Origin of the sequence: Pseudomonas sp. CFBP 13719 (assembly GCF_014842095.1) — a bacterium.
In the GTDB taxonomy this organism is placed as follows: domain Bacteria; phylum Pseudomonadota; class Gammaproteobacteria; order Pseudomonadales; family Pseudomonadaceae; genus Aquipseudomonas.
Genome location: NZ_JACYVB010000009.1, coordinates 20,619 through 40,434 on the forward strand (window position 1 = coordinate 20,619; position 19,816 = coordinate 40,434).

Annotated in this window: 18 protein-coding genes; 11 read left to right on the forward strand and 7 right to left on the reverse strand. The window is 63.3% G+C overall.

Annotated features, from left to right (window positions below):
* Positions 1–9: 9 nt before the first annotated feature.
* Both IFT57_RS22630 and IFT57_RS22635 read right to left on the reverse strand, forming a co-directional pair.
* Positions 10–987: a YihY/virulence factor BrkB family protein gene (locus IFT57_RS22630; protein ID WP_192152736.1), complete on the reverse strand. Its 978-nt coding sequence runs from the start codon at positions 985–987 to the stop codon at positions 10–12.
* A gap of 221 nt (positions 988–1,208) precedes the next feature.
* The gene (locus tag IFT57_RS22635) at positions 1,209–1,400 is read right to left on the reverse strand and encodes a CsbD family protein (protein ID WP_122474959.1); all 192 of its coding nucleotides are present in this window, start codon (positions 1,398–1,400) and stop codon (positions 1,209–1,211) included.
* Positions 1,401–1,617: 217 nt separating this feature from the next.
* On the opposite strand from IFT57_RS22635, the gene IFT57_RS22640 reads away from it, so the two are divergent.
* Positions 1,618–1,998: a hypothetical protein gene (locus IFT57_RS22640; RefSeq protein ID WP_122474961.1), complete on the forward strand. Its 381-nt coding sequence runs from the start codon at positions 1,618–1,620 to the stop codon at positions 1,996–1,998.
* 21 nt (positions 1,999–2,019) lie between these two features.
* On the opposite strand, the gene IFT57_RS22645 is transcribed toward IFT57_RS22640, so the two are convergent.
* Positions 2,020–2,856, reverse strand: a complete 837-nt coding sequence (locus tag IFT57_RS22645) for a CvfB family protein (RefSeq protein WP_192152737.1) — start codon at positions 2,854–2,856, stop codon at positions 2,020–2,022.
* A 215-nt stretch (positions 2,857–3,071) separates the two neighbouring features.
* Here IFT57_RS22645 and IFT57_RS22650 point away from each other — a divergent pair, with 215 nt between their 5' ends.
* From IFT57_RS22650 to IFT57_RS22660, 3 genes are all read left to right on the forward strand, one after another.
* Positions 3,072–3,260, forward strand: coding sequence for a hypothetical protein (locus IFT57_RS22650; protein ID WP_177327984.1), 189 nt, complete (start codon positions 3,072–3,074; stop codon positions 3,258–3,260).
* Positions 3,261–3,421: 161 nt separating this feature from the next.
* The gene (locus IFT57_RS22655; protein WP_122795208.1) at positions 3,422–4,141 is read left to right on the forward strand and encodes a TorF family putative porin; all 720 of its coding nucleotides are present in this window, start codon (positions 3,422–3,424) and stop codon (positions 4,139–4,141) included.
* A gap of 67 nt (positions 4,142–4,208) precedes the next feature.
* A complete protein-coding gene (locus IFT57_RS22660; protein WP_192152823.1) occupies positions 4,209–5,069 on the forward strand; it encodes a DUF6279 family lipoprotein in 861 nt (286 codons plus the stop codon).
* Between the two features lie 9 nt (positions 5,070–5,078).
* Here the strand turns inward: IFT57_RS22660 and glcC are convergent, their stop codons facing one another.
* Complete coding sequence (glcC, locus tag IFT57_RS22665; RefSeq protein ID WP_192152738.1) at positions 5,079–5,831, reverse strand: transcriptional regulator GlcC; 753 nt, start codon at positions 5,829–5,831, stop codon at positions 5,079–5,081.
* 198 nt (positions 5,832–6,029) lie between these two features.
* Between glcC and glcD the strand changes: the two genes are divergently transcribed.
* The 7 genes from glcD to IFT57_RS22700 all read left to right on the forward strand — a co-directional run bounded on the left by glcD (position 6,030) and on the right by IFT57_RS22700 (position 14,718).
* Entirely contained in the window at positions 6,030–7,529 is a 1,500-nt protein-coding gene (gene glcD / locus IFT57_RS22670) for a glycolate oxidase subunit GlcD (RefSeq protein WP_192152739.1), read from the forward strand.
* Positions 7,529–8,590, forward strand: coding sequence for a glycolate oxidase subunit GlcE (glcE, locus tag IFT57_RS22675; protein ID WP_192152740.1), 1,062 nt, complete (start codon positions 7,529–7,531; stop codon positions 8,588–8,590). Before glcD ends, glcE begins: the two co-directional genes overlap by 1 nt.
* An 18-nt stretch (positions 8,591–8,608) precedes the next feature.
* A complete protein-coding gene (gene glcF / locus IFT57_RS22680) occupies positions 8,609–9,829 on the forward strand; it encodes a glycolate oxidase subunit GlcF (RefSeq protein WP_192152741.1) in 1,221 nt (406 codons plus the stop codon).
* Positions 9,830–9,888: 59 nt separating this feature from the next.
* Positions 9,889–10,290: a heme-binding protein gene (locus IFT57_RS22685; RefSeq protein ID WP_122714292.1), complete on the forward strand. Its 402-nt coding sequence runs from the start codon at positions 9,889–9,891 to the stop codon at positions 10,288–10,290.
* A gap of 30 nt (positions 10,291–10,320) precedes the next feature.
* Positions 10,321–12,501, forward strand: coding sequence for a malate synthase G (locus IFT57_RS22690; RefSeq protein WP_192152742.1), 2,181 nt, complete (start codon positions 10,321–10,323; stop codon positions 12,499–12,501).
* 112 nt (positions 12,502–12,613) lie between these two features.
* Positions 12,614–13,360 carry a response regulator transcription factor gene (locus tag IFT57_RS22695; protein ID WP_192152743.1) on the forward strand — a complete coding sequence of 249 codons (747 nt, stop codon included), beginning with the start codon at positions 12,614–12,616 and terminating at the stop codon, positions 13,358–13,360.
* Positions 13,361–13,389: 29 nt separating this feature from the next.
* Positions 13,390–14,718, forward strand: coding sequence for an ATP-binding protein (locus IFT57_RS22700; protein ID WP_192152744.1), 1,329 nt, complete (start codon positions 13,390–13,392; stop codon positions 14,716–14,718).
* A gap of 13 nt (positions 14,719–14,731) precedes the next feature.
* On the opposite strand, the gene IFT57_RS22705 is transcribed toward IFT57_RS22700, so the two are convergent.
* The 3 genes from IFT57_RS22705 to cysK form a co-directional block, all read right to left on the reverse strand.
* On the reverse strand, positions 14,732–16,684 hold the full coding sequence (locus tag IFT57_RS22705; RefSeq protein WP_192152745.1) for a TonB-dependent receptor domain-containing protein: 1,953 nt from the start codon (positions 16,682–16,684) through the stop codon (positions 14,732–14,734).
* Between the two features lie 195 nt (positions 16,685–16,879).
* Positions 16,880–17,818: an aspartyl/asparaginyl beta-hydroxylase domain-containing protein gene (locus IFT57_RS22710; protein WP_049862475.1), complete on the reverse strand. Its 939-nt coding sequence runs from the start codon at positions 17,816–17,818 to the stop codon at positions 16,880–16,882.
* 935 nt (positions 17,819–18,753) lie between these two features.
* Positions 18,754–19,728 carry a cysteine synthase A gene (gene cysK, locus IFT57_RS22715; RefSeq protein ID WP_122795219.1) on the reverse strand — a complete coding sequence of 325 codons (975 nt, stop codon included), beginning with the start codon at positions 19,726–19,728 and terminating at the stop codon, positions 18,754–18,756.
* Positions 19,729–19,816 lie beyond the last annotated feature (88 nt).

The following is a 19,816-nucleotide window of genomic DNA, read 5'->3' on the forward strand; positions in this document are numbered from 1 at the left end:
AGCCTATGTTCAAGGCTGCTGGCGCGCTGCAACCGATGACGGCGTGGCAGGGTTTGCACGCAGGTCCTTTTCGCCCGTGGGTACGGTCCCGGTCTGGTCCACAGCGGGGGCGGTTTCCTCCGGATCCTTGGCACCCTTGTCCTTGCCCTCGGCCGACATGTGTTCGATCACTGCATTCATCTCGGCGCCCAGCAACAGCACGGCAGACGAGATATAGAAATACAGCAGCAACACGATAATCGCGCCGATGCTGCCGTACATGGCGTTGTAGTCGGCGAACGTTTTCACGTAGTAGGCAAAACCCAGCGATGCGACGATCCAGACCACCACGGCGAGCATCGAACCGGGCGTGATGAAGCGGAACTCCTGCTTCACGTCAGGCATGACGTAGTAGATCACCGCGACGGCGATCATCAACAGGATGACGATCAGCGGCCAGCGCAGGATGGTCCACAGGGTGACGATGAAATCTTCCATGCCGATCTGCCCGGCCAGCCACTGCATGACCTGGGGACCGGTGACCATCAAGGCCGCTACGCACAACAGCATGCCGGCAAGGCCGATGGTGTACAGGATCGACAAGGGAATGCGCTTCCAGGCCGGACGCTCTTCGACCACATCATAGGCGGCGTTCATTGCGCTCATGGTCAAGCGCACGCCTGCCGAGGCGGTCCACAGGGCGACTACGATACCAATGGAAAGCAGACCACCTTTGGACTGCTGCAACTGGTCGATCACAGGATTGACCTGTTCCAGCGCCTGTGGCGGTAGCACCAACTCGGACTGCAAACGCATCCACGAGAAGAAATCCGGCAGATGCAGGAAACCGATCAGGGCGATCAGGAAAAGCAGAAAGGGGAATAGCGAGAACAACATCTGGTAGGCCAATGCCGAAGCATAGGTAGGCATTTCGTCGTCAACGAATTCCTTGACCGTGCGAACCATGACCTTCATGAAAGGCAGGTTGTTCATGTGGGGAAATAGCATAGCGTCTCCTTGCGCCACTCGACTTTCGAATACACTGCCTGGGTGGATGCACAACCCAACTGAGTCAAGCAGTCGCGGCAGGCTCATAGCGGCACGCTTTCTACCGTAAAGCTGCAGGAAAAACGACAATCAGAGTATGTACGTCCGTGTCCGCCCAATAGCACAACGGCCATCGTTTGATGACCGTTGGCGAACTTCACTCAGGCAGGAAACACGCTGCCTCAGGGTTTTTTTACAGCGTCTTTCACAGTGTTCTTGACTTCGCCTTCTACTTGCTGGGCTTCGCCTTTCTTCTCTTGCACTGCACCTTTGACCTGCAGTTCTTCGTTACCGGTGACTTTGCCCACGCCTTGCTTGACGTTGCCGACTGCTTCGTTGGCCATGCCTTTGATCTTGTCTGAAGTGCCGCTCATGGTATGTCTCCTGGTCATTTAGGAATGTCTTGTCTCGACACAGGAATTGACCGGCACCGGCCATCCAGAGTTTCAAATTATTTTGCGTGGCAAAAGACGCCGTGGTCGTGCGGCAGGCACATGGGTTTTGCCAGCGCTTTATGTTCGGCCGATTTGCCCGCAGAATGCCGGTCGGATTCGGCCAGTGCGCCGAAGCGTCATACCTGTAGGAATTTTCATGAAACTCGACAAACCCCAAGCCATCGCCCGTCGCAACAAGGAACTGGGTGGCGCGGTGCTCGGCGTCAACAACTGCCATTTCACCGTGCTGGACGCCAAACGCAACATCTGGTGGTTCGACATCCCTGTGGCACGCCTGCAGATCGGCCAGTACGAATGGATTCACCTGCTGCTGCATACCCCTTCCAGTGATCAGTTGCTGCACCTGAAAGTGACCACGGCGTTCTTGCGTGAGCACATGGAAGGGCTGGTGGTACGCAATGCCGGCAAACGCAAGTCGACAGTCAGCCTCGAGCTGAGCGCCGACAAGGATTCGTTCCTCAAGGATGTGCGCCCCACCGGCAGCGGCGTCGGCTTCGCGCCATTCCTGCAGGCCTGAGAGCGGCCTGCGTGACGGGCTTCAGACCAGTTCGATACGGTCGGCGTGGATGACGATCTGGCCGTCCTTGTACAGCGCGCCGATGGCTTTCTTGAAGTTGCCCTTGCTGACACCGAAGAGGTCGCTGATCACCTGCGGATCGCTCTTGTCGCTGACCGCGAGGGTGCCCTGGTTGGCGCGCAGCTTGTCGAGGATCTGGGCATTGAGGCTGCTGGTCAGTTGCGCGCCAATGGGCTGCAGGCTCAGGGCAATCTTGCCGTCGCTGCGCAGCTCCTTGATGTAGCCCTTCTCCTGCTTGCCGGAGCGCAGGAACTTGAACACTTCGTTCTTGTGGATCAGGCCCCAGTGGGCGTTGTTGATGATGGCCTTGAAGCCCATGTCGGTTTCTTCGACCACCAGCAGATCGACTTCCTGGCCTACCTGATAGGCCGGCGGCAGCTTGTCGAGGTAGCGATCCAGGCGGGCGGTGGCCGTAATGCGGCGCGTACGTTTGTCCAGGTACACGTGCACCACGCAGTACTCGCCCGCTTTCATCTGGCGTTTTTCTTCGGAGAAAGGCAGCAGCAGGTCCTTGGGCAGCCCCCAGTCGAGGAAGACGCCAATGCTGTTGATTTCGACGACCTTGAGGCTGGCGAACTCACCCACCTGGACCTTGGGCTTTTCAGTGGTGGCCAGCAGTTTGTCTTCGCTGTCCAGATACACGAAAACGTTCAGCCAGTCTTCGTCTTCGCTGGGAGTATCCTTGGGGATGTAGCGATTGGGCAGGAGGATCTCGCCATCTGCGCCGCCGTCCAGATACAGCCCGAAGTCCGTATGTTTTACCACTTGCAATGCGTTGTAGCGCCCGACTAAAGCCATTTCGAATATTCCTCGTCACCTGGCTCGGCATTCTACCCGAGAACCTTGCGGTTGGCTGCGCAAGGCGCCTTGCGCGGCAGGTATTGGAGCGCCAGAACCTTGCAGGCGAGAACCTTGATAGCCGGGGGTCACAGCGTCACCGCTGGTCCATATAGCCCAGCCGGGAGAGGATAAATCGTGTACAATGCCTGGCCATATTAATTTTTGACAGGTTAATGGCAGCCATGCGCGTTAAAGCATCCAACAGCAAAGTCAAACCCGCTCCAGCCGTAGAAACCAGCGAGTCGATCAACGAACAGATTGCCGCATTTCTCAAGTCCGGTGGCGAGATCCAGCAGATTGCCAAGGGCGTGAGCGGCCAGACCTTCACCCCGTCCAAGCACATCAGCCTGGGCAAGAAGTAAGTTTGCGGCCCGGCCATCGCGCCGGGCAAAACTTCAGCGTCGTGTTACTCCCCGCATCACCCTCATCCCCCTTGAATCGACGAATGGCAGCGTCGCGCCGCCCATGAGCGGTATGCTTGCACCCTTCTAGATCGGGCCGTCCAGGCTTACTGGAGGTAGGTATGTTCAGACCCAGCTGGTTGTTGATAGCCGGACTCGTGGTCCCCCCTTCCCTGTGCGCCCAGGTCATTCAACGTGACATCGGCGATTTCAACCTCAAGCTCGGCACCACACCGTCGCGCAGCATGGCCGTGGGCCTGGTGCAGCCGAGCACCGGCAGTTCCTTCCACGGCGGGCTGGACCTGACTCACGACAGTGGTCTGTATTTCGGCCAATGGTCGCCCAACATGGGCCTCGCCTCCTCCAGCAATCTGGAGGTGGATTCCTATATGGGCTACAAGCATCCGTTCGATAATTCGCTGGGTTATGAAGTGGGCGTGATCCAGTACAGCTACCCCGAACTGGATGCGCCTTCGACGCATGCGTTCTACGCCGGCCTGCGTGTTCTGGATCGGCGCTTCGGCGCAGCGTTCAACAATACCCCCGACGGCCAGAACAGCACGCTGTTCGCTGACCTGGGCGGCCTGCCCCTGCTGGATGTGGGCTTTACCATGAAGGTCAGCAACCATCAGCTCACCACCCCATTCACCATCGGCGAGGGGCAGGAAGTGCGGGCATTCAACGACTGGTCGCTGCAGATGTCACGGCCGATCGGCAGCTTCGACCTGGACTTCATCTACAGTGGCTCGGACCTGAGCGGCGCCAATTGCGCTGCCTATTCAGGCCAGAATGGCCAGTGTGACAGCATGTTCATGCTCAAGGCCCAACACGCGTTTTTCTGAACCGCACGCACCGGCATGGCTCTATAACCACAACAACGCCATCGCACGGACCGCTGCCATGAATCCTCTGTTTCGTCGCTTGTCGCATTGCGTGCTGCTCGTGGGCTTGTGCCTGGTGTTCAGTGGTTGCACGCGGGTGGACTTGGCCTATCGCAATCTGGACGTAATCATTCCATGGTCGATGAACGACTACCTGGACATGAACCGCGAGCAGAAAAGCTGGTTCGACGAACGCCTCAAGGAACACCTGCGCTGGCACTGCACCACGCAACTGGCAGACAACCTGCAGTGGCTGGACAAAATCCAGCAAATGGTTGCCCAGCAGCAGGTGACTGCGCCGGCACTGCGCGAACGTACTGCCGAAGCCAAGCAGGCAATCTCCGCCATCGCCGTGCAGGTCACGCCCTCGGCGGTCGAGTTGCTGCAGGGGCTGGACGACAACCAGGTGCGGGCCCTGCAGCAGACGCTCGACGAGGATCTGGTCAAGCGTCGCAAGGAATACGTGGAGCCGCCACTGCAGGCACAGATCGACGAACGCGCCAAGCGCATGAGCAAGCGCCTGACACCTTGGTTCGGCAAACTCACCGATACGCAGCAGCAGCGCGTGCAGGCTTGGTCGCAGAGTCTGGGCGAACAGAATCGTGAATGGATCGACAACCGCGAGCACTGGCAGGCGCAGTTCATGGCTGCCTTGCAGCAACGCCAGTCGACCGAATTCCCCGCGCGGATCGCGCAATTGCTGCAACAGCGCGAAGCGGTGTGGACCCCGCAATACAAGCTGGCCTATGCACGCACCGAGCAGGCAGCCATCGACCTGATGACGGGGCTGGCGGCCGACAGTACACCTGAGCAACGTGTGCGCATCGAGCGCAAGCTGGGTGAACTGCGCGATGACTTCGCCAACCTCAAGTGCCTGAAGAACACCTGATCCGAGGTTTCAGGCCCAGCCTTCCAGACGCAGCGTCGCACGTACCAGACGCTGCTCTTCGCCTTCGATTTCCCGCAGGTTGGCGCAGATGCTTTCGATATGGGCAACGGCCGCCTTGCGTGCTTGTTCGGGCTGGCGATTGATCACTGCGGCATAAAGCTTGGCGTGCTGCTTGTCGATCTGTTGTTTCTGTGGCTGGCGGTGGTACAGGTTGTTCACGCAGGCAAACACCGAGTTGAGCAGCAGGTCAGTCAACGAGCGCAGGGTCTGTACCAGCACCGGATTGTGCGAAGCGTCGCAGATCGCCAGGTGGAAGGCATGGTCCAGGTGCGCATGCCGGGTGGCGTCCAGCGGTTGGTCGTGGGCGGCCAGCAATGCCTGATAGCTGCGCTCGATCAAGACGAAATCAGCCTGAGTACCGCGCAGCGCGGCCAGCCGTGCCGACTCGCCTTCGAGCAGTGAACGCACTTCGAACAAGTCGTAGAGCGTGCGCGGCTGGGAACTGAACAGGTGCATCAAGGGTGTGGCATCGTTGGCGGGAGACAATGACGCCACGAACGAACCGCGGCCCTGCTCGGTGGCGATGATGCCCCGGGCGCGCAACAGCTTGAGGCCCTCGCGCAGCGCGTTGCGCGACACACCGAGTTTTTCCACCAGTCGCCGCTCCGATGGCAGCGGTTGGCCGGTCTTGAGAACGCCATCGACGATGAGCCGCTCGATGCGTTCGCACACTACATCGGCGATCTGAGGTTTGTTGTGCATGCCGTGCCTGCTGGTAGGACCATCGCCCGAGACTACCGCCGAGCATTCGGCGATCACCCGAAAATAAGCCAGTAGACGCCTCGATAGAAGCCCCCCGGCGAAAAGAACTGGTCCTACCAGTGGTTCCGACCATAGACAGGCCGGGTGTTTGCGACCACTGTTGAGCGCATAAGAACGACAAGCCGGTGGCCTGCGCCCATGAACATCCTCTACGACGAACGCATCGACGGCGTCCTGCCCAAGGTCGACAAGGCCGCACTGGTGCAGGCACTGCATTCCCGCATCCCCGACCTTGCCGTACTGCATCGCGCCGAAGACCTGCGCCCCTACGAATGCGACGGACTCAGTGCCTATCGCACCGTACCGCTGCTGGTGGTGTTGCCCGAGCGTATCGAGCAGGTCGAGGCTCTGCTCAAGTTGTGCCACGCGCAAAAGGTGCCCGTCGTCGCACGTGGGGCAGGTACCGGACTGTCCGGGGGTGCCCTGCCACTCGAACAAGGTGTGCTGCTGGTGATGGCGCGCTTCAAGCAGATTCTCGAGATCGACCCCGCCGGACGCTGGGCGCGTGTGCAGCCCGGCGTGCGCAATCTGGCGATCTCCCAGGCGGCGGCGCCGTTCGGCTTGTATTACGCCCCCGACCCCTCGTCACAGATCGCCTGCTCGATCGGCGGCAACGTTGCGGAAAACGCCGGCGGCGTGCACTGCCTCAAGTACGGTTTGACCGTGCACAACCTGCTCAAGGTGCAGGTGCTGACCATCGAGGGTGAGCGCCTGACCCTGGGCAGCGATGCCCTCGACTCGCCCGGTTTCGATCTGCTGGCGCTGTTCACCGGTTCCGAAGGCATGCTCGCCATCATCACCGAGGTGACCGTCAAGCTGCTGCCCAAGCCGCAGGTGGCCAAGGTGCTGCTGGCCAGCTTCGACTCGGTGGAAAAGGCCGGGGCGGCCGTGGCCGACATCATCGCCGCAGGGATCATTCCCGGTGGCCTGGAAATGATGGACAACCTGGCCATTCGCGCTGCCGAAGACTTCATCCATGCCGGCTATCCGATGGACGCCGAAGCGATCCTGCTGTGCGAGCTCGATGGCGTGGAAGCCGATGTGCACGACGACTGCCAGCGCGTCTACCAGGTGCTGACGGAGGCCGGCGCGACCGAGGTCCGTCAGGCCCGCGACGAGGCCGAACGCCTGCGTTTCTGGGCCGGGCGCAAGAATGCGTTTCCTGCCGTGGGCCGACTCTCGCCCGACTACTACTGCATGGACGGCACCATTCCGCGTCGCGCCCTGCCGGGCGTGCTCAAGGGCATCGCCGAATTGTCCGAGCAATACAGCCTGCGCGTGGCCAACGTGTTCCATGCCGGGGACGGCAACATGCACCCGTTGATTCTGTTCGATGCCAACCAGGCCGGTGAGCTCGAACGCGCCGAAGCACTCGGCGGGCAAATCCTGGAGCTGTGCGTGGCGGTGGGCGGCAGCATCACCGGCGAACACGGTGTGGGCCGGGAGAAGATCAATCAGATGTGCGCCCAATTCAACAGCGACGAGCTGACCCTGTTCCATGCGGTGAAGGCCGCGTTCGACCCCGATCGGCTGCTCAATCCCGGCAAGAACATTCCGACCCTGCAGCGCTGTGCCGAGTTTGGCGGCATGCATATCCACCACGGGCAACTGCCATTCCCCGAACTGGAGCGCTTCTGATGGCCGACCGCGATTTCGACGCCAGCGAGCAACTGCTGGATCAGGTTCGGCAGGCGCTGGCCGACGACCGCCCGCTGTGCATTCAGGGCGGCAACAGCAAGGCCTTCCTGGGATGCATCGGTGCCGGCGAGCGCCTCGATACGCGCGCACACTGCGGCATTGTCAGCTACGACCCTACGGAGCTGGTGATCACCGCACGGGCCGGCACGCCCTTGCAGGCCCTGCGCGCCGCCGTCGAGCAGGCCGGGCAGATGTTGCCGTTCGAGCCACCGGCCTATGGCGAGCAGGCCACCCTGGGCGGCACGGTCGCGGCCGGATTGTCGGGGCCGCGTCGACCCTGGGCCGGTTCCGCCCGCGACTATGTACTGGGCACCCGGGTCATCACCGGGCTGGGCAAGCACCTGCGCTTCGGCGGCGAGGTGATGAAGAACGTCGCCGGCTACGACCTGTCCCGGTTGCTGACCGGCAGCTTCGGCACGCTGGGCGTGCTGACCGAGGTGTCACTCAAGGTGCTGCCCAAGCCACGCGCCTGCTTCAGCATCAAGCTGACCTGCGACGCCGAGCGCGCCTTGCTCAAGCTCGCCGAATGGGGCCAGCAGCCAATGCCGATCAGTGCCGCCTGCCACAGCGATGGCGTTCTCTATCTGCGCCTGGAGGGCGGCGAAGGCTCGGTGGCCGCAGCCCACCAGCGCATCGGCGGCGAGCCCATCGACTCGGCGTTCTGGGATGAGCTGAACGAGCATCGGCTGCCCTTCTTCGCGCAGCCCGAAGCACTCTGGCGGTTGTCGCTGCCCAACAACACCGCTGCCTTGCAACTACCGGGCGAACAACTGATCGACTGGGGCGGTGCCCAGCGCTGGCTGAAATCCAACGCCAGCGCCGCGTCGATTCGCCAGGTGGTCGAGGCGGTCGGCGGGCACGCCACCTGCTACACCACAGGCGTGACCCCCGAGCCGTTTCAACCCTTGCCCGAGCTGCTGCTGCGCTACCATCGCCAGCTCAAGACGCAGTTGGACCCACAGGGCATCTTCAACCCCGGCCGCCTCTACGCGCAGCTGTGAACCAGGAGCCGTGAACCCATGCAGACCCAATTGAGTGATCAGGCCCGCCTGCTGCCGCGCGCCGAGGAAGCCGAGCGTATTCTGCGCAGCTGCGTGCACTGCGGCTTCTGCAATGCCACCTGCCCCACCTATCAACTGCTGGGCGACGAACTGGACGGCCCGCGCGGGCGCATCTACCTGATCAAGCAGGTGCTCGAAGGCCACGAGGTGACGGCGGACACGCAGCAGCACCTCGATCGCTGCCTGAGCTGCCGCAACTGCGAGACCACCTGCCCTTCGGGAGTGGACTACCACAACCTGCTGGACATCGGCCGTGCAGTGGTGGATCAGGCGGTGCCGCGGCCGGTCGAACAACGCTGGCTGCGCGGCGGTCTGCGCGCGCTGGCCCCGCACCCGACCGCTTTCAAGGCGCTGATCCAACTGGGCCAGACCTTTCGTCCACTGTTGCCGCAACGCCTCAAGGACAAGCTGCCGCGTCAGGTGCATGCTGCCGTGTCGCGGCCCGCGACGCAGCACGCCCGTCGCGTATTGATGCTCGAAGGTTGCGTGCAGCCCGGGCTGTCGCCCAACACCAATGCCGCCGCCGCGCGCGTCCTTGACCGCTTGGGAATCACCGTTACGGCGGTTCGCCAGGCCGGTTGCTGCGGCGCGGTGGATTACCACCTGGACGATCAGGCCCGTGGCCTGCAGCGCGCCCGACACAATATCGACGCCTGGTGGCCTGCAATCGAAGCGGGCGCCGAAGCCATCGTGCAGACAGCCAGCGGTTGTGGTGCGTTCATCAAGGACTATGGACACCTGCTGGAACAGGATCCGACCTACGCCGACAAGGCTCGAACCGTCAGCCGCCTGGCCAAGGATCTGGTCGAGGTGTTGCGCGACGAGCCGGTGGAACAATTGGCTGTTCATACCGACCTGCGCCTGGCCTTTCACTGCCCGTGTACCTTGCAGCATGCGCAGAAGCTGGGCGGCGTGACCGAACACCTGTTGCGCCGGTTGGGCTTTCATTTGACCGACGTACCGGACGGCCACCTGTGCTGCGGTTCCGCCGGTACCTACTCGGTGACTCAGCCGGTGTTGTCGCGGCAATTGCGCGACAATCGCCTCAATGCCCTGGAAAGCGGCGCCCCCCAGGTGATCGCCACTGCCAACATCGGTTGCCAGAACCACTTGGATGGGGCCGCGCGCACCCCGGTACGGCACTGGATCGAACTGGTCGAACAGGCCATGGCCGATTGACCCTGTATTTTTGAATGCACTGCACTTTTAACCTCTCGACAACAGAACTGGAGAAGCCCATGCAAAGCAAAGCGATTCTTGGCCACGAAGACGTCACCCGCATCCTCGCCGCAGCACGCGCCGAGGCGCAGAAGAACAACTGGGCAGTGGGCATTGCCGTGGTCGACGACGGCGGTCATCTGCTGGCGTTCGAACGCCTGGACGGCGCCGCCGCCAGCACCGCCTACATCGCACCGGGCAAAGCGCGTACCTCGGCCCTGGGGCGCAAGGAATCGGTGGTGTTCGAAGAGATGGTCAACAACGGACGTACCGCGTTCCTGTCGGGTAACCTCATGACCTGTCTGGAAGGTGCCGTGCCGCTGATCCACGAAGGCCAGGTCATTGGTGCGGTCGGCGTGTCCGGGGTCAAGCCCGGTGAGGACGCGCAGGTCGCCAAGGCCGGCGCCGCTGCCCTGGTCTGAATTCCCGCCCCCGTATTCGAGGAGACTGCAATGAAGCACCGCATGAGAGCCCAGCGTCTGCAGGTCGACGCCACCCTGTACGATTTCATCGAGAACGAAGTACTGCCTGGCAGCGGGCTGGAATCCGAAGCGTTCTGGACCGGTTTCGACGCCCTGGTCCATGAATTCGCGCCGCAGAACCGCCTGCTGCTGGCCGAACGCGACCGTTTGCAGACCGAACTGGACAACTGGCACCGTGCCCACCCCGGACCGATCCAGGACCCGGCTGCCTACCGCAGCTTCCTGCAGTCCATCGGCTACCTGCTGCCACAGCCCGACCGCGTCGAGATCAGCACCTGCGATGTCGATGACGAGATCGCCCGGGTGGCCGGCCCGCAACTGGTGGTGCCGTCGACCAATGCCCGCTATGCCCTGAACGCGGCGAACGCTCGTTGGGGCTCGCTGTACGACGCGCTGTATGGCACCGACGCGATTCCGGAAAGCGATGGCGCGACCAAGGGCCAAGGCTACAACCAGGTTCGCGGCGACCGCGTGATTGCCTTCGCCCGCGCCCTGCTCGACCAGAGCACTCCGCTGGCCAACGGATCGCACCGCGATGCCAACGGCTACCGCATCGAGGGTGGCCAGTTGCAGGTGAGTCTGACCGACGGCAGCGTCAGCGCCTTGGCCGATCCAGCTCAGTTCGTCGGCTATCAAGGCGATGCGCAGCAACCGGTTGCCGTGCTGCTCAAGCACCATGGCCTGCACATCGAGATCCAGATCGACGCGACCTCGCCTATCGGGCGTACCGACGCGGCGGGTGTGAAGGACCTGCTGCTCGAAGCGGCCCTGTCGACCATCATCGACTGCGAAGACTCGGTAGCGGCGGTGGACGCCAGCGACAAGGTGGCGATCTACCGCAACTGGCTGGGCCTGATGCGCGGCGATCTGACCGAGGAACTGGAAAAAGGCGGCCAGCGCATCACCCGCCGGCTCAATCCCGACCGCCAGTACCACACGCCGGCAGGCGGCGAGTTGACTCTGCACGGCCGTTCGCTGTTGTTGATCCGCAACGTCGGGCACCTGATGACCAATCCCGCGATTCTCGACGATGAAGGCCGCGAGATCCCCGAGGGTATCCTGGACGGCGTGGTCACCAGCCTGATCGGACGCTACGACCTGGAGCGCAAGGGTAACTCGCGCACCGGCAGCCTCTACATCGTCAAACCGAAGATGCACGGCCCGGCCGAGGTGGCCTTCGCGGACAAGCTGTTTGCCGCCATCGAAGACCTGCTCGAGCTTTCGCGCAATACCCTGAAGATCGGCATCATGGACGAGGAGCGCCGCACCTCGGTGAACCTCAAGGCCTGCATTGCCGCAGCATCGACCCGCGTGGCGTTCATCAACACCGGCTTCCTCGACCGCACCGGCGACGAGATCCACAGCGCCATGCAGGCTGGGCCGATGATGCGCAAGGGTGACATGAAGGGCAGTGCCTGGATTGCCGCGTACGAGCGCAACAACATGCTCACCGGGCTGGCCTGCGGCTTGCGTGGCAAGGCGCAGATCGGCAAGGGCATGTGGGCGATGCCCGACCTGATGGCCGACATGCTGGTGCAGAAGATCGGCCACCCCAAGGCCGGCGCGAACACCGCGTGGGTACCCTCGCCCACTGCGGCCACGTTGCACGCCCTGCACTATCACCAGGTCAACGTCAGCGAGGTGCAGCAGACCCTGGAACAGATCGACGCAGCAGGCGAGCACGACGCTCTGCTGGACAACCTGCTGACCATCCCGGTGGTGGCCAATGCGCAATGGAGCGCCGACGAGATCCGTCAGGAACTGGACAACAATGCCCAAGGCTTGCTGGGCTATGTAGTGCGCTGGGTCGAACAAGGCATCGGTTGCTCCAAGGTGCCGGACATCCACGACGTCGGGCTGATGGAAGACCGCGCAACCCTGCGTATTTCCAGCCAGCACCTGGCCAACTGGCTGCTCCACGGCGTGGTAAGCCGCGAGCAGATCGTCGAAACCCTGGAGCGCATGGCCAAGGTAGTCGACCAGCAGAATGCCGGTGATCCGTCATACCGGCCCATGGCAGCGGATTTCCAGGCATCGGTGGCGTTCACCGCCGCCAGTGCGCTGGTGTTCCAGGGCTGCGAGCAGCCCAGTGGCTATACCGAGCCGTTGCTGCACCGGTTCCGCCTGGCATTCAAGAACGCCCAGGCGTGACATCGGCCGGGATGGGAAGGTTGTCGCCGACCTGTCCCGGCACTGCTGCGGCGGTTTCCCGCTTGCTGTAGTATCGCGTTCCGAATGAGAATCATCCGCGAACGCAATCACCATGAATCCTTCCTCTCCTCGCTTGCTGGTGGTCGATGACCATCGCAAGATCCGTGAGCCGCTGGCCATCTACCTGCGCCGCTTCGGTTTCGACGTGCGCACCACCGAAGACGCCGCCGGCATGTGGGCGCTGCTCAAGCAGGACGTGTTCGACGTACTGATCCTCGATGTGATGCTGCCCGACGGCGATGGGTTCGAGCTGTGTCGCACGCTGGCGCACAAGTCCACGGCGGCGGTCATCCTGTTGACCGCGCGCGATGCCTGCGCCGACCGCGTTCAGGGCCTGGATGCCGGTGCCGACGACTACGTGGTCAAGCCCTTCGAGCCGCGTGAACTGGTGGCGCGCATCCACAGCGTGCTGCGCCGGCGTGGCACCTTGGGCACAACGCTGACGGCCGTGCCGGCAGCCCTGCCAGCGCCCTTGCGCTGCTACCACTTCGCCGACCTGAGCTTTCGCAGCGGCTGCAACACATTGACCCGCCGAGACCGCAGCCAGGTGCGCTTGAGCACCGTGGAGGGCCGCTTGCTGGAAGTCTTCCTGGATCATCCCAATGCCGTGCTGGGTCGCGAACGCTTGATCGAACTGACCTCGCGGCCCGGCAGCGATCTGTTCGATCGCGCCATCGACCGGCAGATCAGCCGCCTGCGTCGCAAGCTGGACGACAACGCCCTGCAGCCCCTGTTGCTGCAAACGGTGTGGGGCGGCGGCTATCGCCTGGCGGCCAACGTCGCCCAGCAGCCGGCATGAGGGGACTGCGCAAAGCATGGCCTCAGACCATGGCACGCCAGCTGGGGCTACTGCTGCTGCTGGCACTGCTGGCGTCCAACCTGATTGCCGTGCTGCTGCTGCAACGCACCGGCTCGCTGGTGCACCCGCTGTCGCGCACGCTGGTGGTCGAGCGCCTGGCCAGCGCCTACCACGCCGCCCGCGATCTGCCCCCGGCCGCTGCGCAGCACCTGCTCGAGGCCATGACCACTGCCGATACACATTTCTGGATCGCCCCCGACGCCGAAGTCCAGCCGTTCGTCATGCACAGCGAAGAACAGCGCCTGGCCACGGCCGTGCGCCAGCGGCTGGGTCTGCAGCAAGACACCGTGGTCGTCCTGCAACTGGAACGACGCAATGGCGGCCCGGCCCGTGAACACCTGTTCAAGCGCGCCGGTTGGGAGGCGCTGCGCCTGCGCAGCTCGATAAGCCTGCCCAACGGCGCACAGCTCAATGCCGAGCAGGCCCCGGCCGGTGCCTATGAGTGGGGCCGACTGCTGGCCTACAGCGTGCCGGTCAGCACCATCCCGGTATTGTTGATCGTGGCTTTCTTCATGCGCCGGGTGGTCGCGCCCGTGAAGCGCCTGGCGCTGGCCACCGAGCGGGTCAGCCGTGGCGAATGGATCGCGCCGCTGCCGCTGTCCGGCCCGCGCGAGGCCCGCGAACTGACACTGGCGTTCAATGTGATGCAGGCGCGGATCGCCCGTCATGTCGAAGGCCGCACGCGCATGCTGGCCGCCCTCAGCCACGACCTCAACACGCCCATCACCGAGCTGCGCCTGCAGGTCGAGTTGCTGGAGGACCCGACCCTGCGCGGGGACATGCTCGATAGTCTCGACGAGTTGCGGGCGATGGTCAGTGAAACGCTGAATTTCGTGCGCGGCGATGCGGTGCAGGAGGCTACTAGCGAGGTGTCGCTGAGTGATTTGCTGGAAGACCTGGCGCGGCGCTACCAGACCTTGGGCACGCCCGTCGAGTGGGCGGGCTCGCCCCCCGTGACCTGTCGCTGCCGGCCACTGGCGTTGAAGCGCGCCCTGACCAACCTGATCGACAACGCCTTGCGCCATGGCGGCGATGCGCAATTGCGCCTGTACCGCGAAGATGCGGGCGGACTGTGCATCGAGATCCGCGACCACGGACCGGGGATCGACGCTGCCTGGTTGCAACAGGTGTTCGAGCCGTTCGTGCAACTGGGCAAAGGCGGTGCCGACCCCAGCCAGGGAGGCGGGTTGGGCCTGGGCCTGGCGATTGCCCGCGCCTGCGTGCAGGCCCACGGCGGGGAACTGTTGCTGGAAAACCGCGCACCGGGGCTGGCAGCCCTGGTGCGTTTGCCAGGCTGAATTTCGGCGGGTATCAGAAGCGCAGGGTGGTACCCATCCAGAAGGTCCGACCGTAATTGACCGTGCCGTAGGTGTCGTCGTCCAGGCGCTTGTCGGCGACGTTGTACACCGCGGCCTTGAGGGTGATGTCGCGGGTCAGCTCGTACGAGCCGCCAACGTCGGCGGTGGTATAGGCCGGCGCCGGTTCGCCGCTCAAGGTGGTGCCGTATTCCTGGCCATAGTAGTTGACCGAGGCCCAGGCCTGGGCGCGGTCAGACAGGGTCCAGTCGGCGCTGATATTGGCCTTGTGCTCGGGTGTCAGCGACAGCGGTGCGCCGGCATTGCTGCCGCTCTTCTGCTCCGAGTCGGTGTAGGTGTAGTTGCCCTTCAGCGCCACCTCGCGAGTGATGTCCCAGCGTCCGTTGAGCTCGGCACCGGTGATCGTCGCTTCGTCGACGTTGATGCGGTCCTGGACGATGTAGCCATTCCAGCGCCGCGCGGTGTTTTCCGTGGACAGTTTGTCCTTGAAGACGTTGTGGAACACCGTGGCCCCGGCCGACAGGTCGTTGCGATTGGACCACAGCGCCGACAGCTCGTAGTTGGTGCTGGTTTCGGGCTTGAGGTCCGGGTTGCCGAGATTGACGTAGGTGTTGCGGCGAATGGTGGCGTAGCCGGGCACTACGGCGCGAATCTCCGGTGCCTTGAAGCCGCGCGCCACGCCACCTTTGAACGTCCAGTCCGGGGTGGCGCGCCATACCCCGTAGATGCGTGGGCTGACGTGGGTGCCGTATTGCTCGTGCTCATCCACCCGGGCACCGGTGGTCAAGGCGAAATCGTCGGTCACCGACCATTCGTTCTCGGCGAACAGCGCTTTCTGGGTCACCGAAAACTCGTAGTCGCGGCCGTCCATCAAGCCTTGGTTCCAGTCGGTCAGCTTGGCGCGGTTCCATTGCAACCCGGTGGTGGTGATGTTGTAGGCCGTGGGGATGACCAGCTTGGCATCGAGCACGGTGTTTTCCACCACCGGCTTGCGTCCGAGAATCTCCGGCTGGTTGGCCGCCGCCTTGCCTTCGCGGCTGGCCTTTTCATAAGCGAGGGACACGTCCGAGGTGGCCCAGCCCCAGCGGCCCTGGTGCGAGATGGAATAATGATCGCGGTTGTTTTCCTGCTCGCGAGTGGCCCAGTTGACGCTGGTACCGTCGCCGTTCTTCAGGCGCGTGGCGCCGCCTTCCAGGAGAATGTCGTGATCCTCGGTGGGCGTGAAGGCGAGGCGTGCGGTGAGGTCCTTGTGGTCGGCCTTGGTGAAACCATTGGTGAGTTCCACGTCGTCATCGGCCTGACGGTCGAGGTAGCGGCCCCAGACCTGCACCCCCAGGTATTTTTCCACCAGCGGGCCGTTGAGGTAGAACTGGGTCTGCCGCGAATTGCCCTGGTCGCTGTGCTGACGCGCGGCGTAATCGTAGGAAACCGAGCCACCCCATTGCGTGGAGACCTTGCGGGTGATGATGTTGATCACGCCACCGATGGCGTCCGAGCCGTACAGCGAAGACATCGGTCCGCGGACCACTTCGATGCGCTCGATGGCTTCGGCCGGTGGCACGAAACTCTGCTCGTAGCCACGGTTGCCGTTGACTCGGGTTTCACGGCTGCTCTGGCGTTTGCCGTCGACCAGAATCAGGGTGTAGTCCGGTGGCATGCCGCGGATGGAGATATCGGTTTCATTGGCGCTGCCGTTGACGACGACCCCCTCGATGTTGCGTACGGCGTCGCCGAGATCGTTGTAGGATTTTTTGCGCAGCTCATCGCCGGTGATGATGGTGACGGAGGCCGGGGCGTCCTCCACGCTTTGCTCGAAGCCTGATGCTGTGACCACGACCTCGTCGAGGACGGTCGGTGCAGCCAGTTCGATCGGTTCGGCTTGCGCCAGCCCGGCAGCGGCCAGGGCGATCATTGCGGCCAAGGGCCGCAAGGAAAGTGGAGGATGCATGGAACTTCCCTACGATTCTGTTGTAAAAGCGAATCGTATGCATCCTCAGGCACGAAGGTTGGACAAGGTGTGACAGGGGCAGGATTTGCGGTGTCAGGGCTGGCCTCTTCGCCTTACGCGCAAACCCGCTCCCACAAGACTTCTGCGTCCGGTGGGAGCGGGGTTGCGCATAGGGCAGCGAAGATGCCCAAGCGGTCAGCCGAACAGCCAGTAACCCAGCGCCGTCAGCACGACCACTGCCAGTACTGGGCGCAGCACGCGGTATGCCTTGGGATTGGCTCGCTTGAACTGCTTGACCTTGCCACTGAAGCGATCGCTGAAGGTCTTGCTCCAGGCATAGGCCTGGTTGATGCCGCCCACGCGTTCGTCGTCAAGGTTCTGCGGTGCGGTGGCACGCCCCAGAAAGGCGCTGACGCGCTTGTTCAGGCTCGCCATGAAGCGGTTGCTCAGCGGCCGCTCGATGTCGCAGAACAGGATGACCCGGGTGTGCTCGGTTTCGTTCTTGACCCAATGCACGTAGGTTTCGTCGAACATCACGTCGTCGCCATCGCGCCAGGCGTACTCCTGACCGTCCACGAAAATGCGGCAGGCATCGGAGTTTGGCGTCGACAGGCCTAGGTGGTAGCGCAGCGAACCGGCGAACGGATCGCGGTGCGGGTTCAGATGGCTGCCGCCGGGCAACAGGGCGAACATGGCGCCCTTGACGTTGGGAATGCTGTTGACCAGTTCGACGGTGCGCGGGCACAGCGCGTTGGCCGACGGCAGGGATTTGTCGTACCACTTGAGGTAGAAACGCTTCCAGCCTTTCTTGAAGAACGAGCCGAAACCGGCATCGTTGTTCTTTTCGGCGGCGCGGATGTAGCCCTCGTCGAACAGGTGCATGGCCTCGTCGCGGATGACCTGCCAGTTATCCTTGAGCACATCCAGCTCCGGAAACTTGCTACGGTCCAGATAGGGCTTGGACGGCACGCTGGAGAACAGGTACATCAAGGCGTTGTAGGGAGCGAACAGGGCCGAATGGTTGACGAACTGGCGCAACACCGGCAGACGCGCCTTGCCCCGCAGGTGCACGTAGAGTGTGCTGCCGATGAACAGCAGCAACACGGCAGCCTTGGCGGCGAAGGAAAGGGTCATGGAGCGGATCCTCGAGTGGGCAGTGCGCCATGATAAACCCTGAGGGCCCGACTGGAAATGAAAGGCGTTGGGCGGTGGTCGGGCTGCGCGAAGGGAGCGCGGTGTGTCAGTTGTACCGCGGCGCGGCTTTCGCGGCCGCGGACCGCTCCTACAGAAGTCCAGGTGTACCCGTGGGAGCGGTCATCGGCCGCGAAAAGGGCGGCGCGGTGTGTCAGGGGTACCGCGGCGTGGCTTCCGCGGCCGCGGACCGCTCCTACAGAAGTCCAGGTGTACCCGTGGGAGCGGTCATCGGCCGCGAAAAGGGCGGTGCGGTGTGTCAGGCATACCGCGGCGTGGCTTTCGCGGCCGCGGACCGCTCCTACAGGAGTCCAGGTGTACCCGTGGGAGCGGTCATCGGCCGCGAAAAGGGCGGTGCGGTGTGTCAGGCATACCGCGGCGTGGCTTTCGCGGCCGCGGACCGCTCCTACAAGAGTCCAGGTATACCCGTGGGAGCGGTCATCGGCCGCGAAAAGGGCGGCGCGGTGTGTCAGGGATACCGTGGCGTGGCTTTCGCGGCCGCGGACCGCTCCTACAGGAGTCCAGGTGTACCCGTGGGAGCGGTCATCGGCCGCGAAATGGGCGGCGTGGTGTGTCAGGGGTACCGCGGCGTGGCTTTCGCGGCCGCGGGCCGCTCCTACAGGAGCTGGGTATACCCGTGGGGGTGGTCATCGGCCGCGAAAAGGGCGGTGCGGTGTGTCAGGCATACCGCGGTGTGGCTTTCGCGGCCGCGGACCGCTCCTACAGGGGGCTGGGTATACCCGTGGGAGCGGTCATCGGCCGCGAAAAGGGCGGTGCGGTGTGTCAGGCATACCGCGGTGTGGCTTTCGCGGCCGCGGGCCGCTCCTACAGGGGCTGGGTATACCCGTGGGAGCGGTCATCGGCTGCGAAAAGGNTGATCAAGCCTGCAGTTCGGTTTCGGTGAACAGGTCGCTGAACAGCATGCTCGACAGATAACGTTCGCCCGAATCGGGCAGGATCACCACGATGGTCTTGCCCTGCATTTCCGGCTTTTCCGCCAGCTTGGCTGCGGCCGCCATGGCCGCGCCACAGGAAATACCGCAGAGGATGCCCTCCTCCTGCATCAGGCGCCGCGCCATGGCCTTGGCTTCGTCGTCACTGACCAGCTCGACCCGATCCACCAGCGACAAGTCGAGGTTCTTCGGAATGAAGCCGGCGCCGATGCCCTGGATCTTGTGCGGCGCCGGAGTGATGTCCTGGCCAGCCATGGCCTGGGTAATGATCGGCGAGCCCAGCGGCTCGACCGCAACGCTGAGGATCGGCTTGCCCTGCACCTGCTTGATGTAACGCGAGATACCGGTAATGGTACCGCCGGTACCCACGCCCGCCACCAGCACATCAACGGCGCCGTCGGTGTCGTTCCAGATCTCCGGCCCGGTGGTCTTTTCATGAATCGCGGGATTGGCCGGGTTGTCGAACTGCTGGGGCATGAAATACAGCTCGGGATCACTGGCGACGATCTCCCCTGCCTTTTCGATGGCGCCCTTCATGCCGCGGGCCGGCTCGGTCAATACCAGCTCTGCACCCAATGCCTTGAGCACCTTGCGGCGCTCAAGGCTCATGGACGCGGGCATGGTCAGCATGAGCTTGTAGCCGCGCGCAGCGGCCACGAATGCCAGGCCGATGCCGGTATTGCCCGACGTCGGCTCGACGATGGTCATGCCGGGCTTGAGCTTGCCCGAGCTTTCAGCGTCCCAGATCATGCTAGCGCCAATGCGGCACTTGACCGAGTAGCCGGGGTTGCGCCCCTCGATCTTGGCCAGCAGGGTCACCCCGCGCGGGCCGATGCGGTTGATCTGCACCAACGGCGTATTGCCGATGGAATGGGCGTTGTCGGCGTAAATGCGGCTCATGGCGTAAGGGTCCTTGTGCTGCAGCAGGAAAAATCCAAGGTTAAGCCCGCGATGGGGGCGAGTCCAGCGAACGGATGAGACTGTGGAC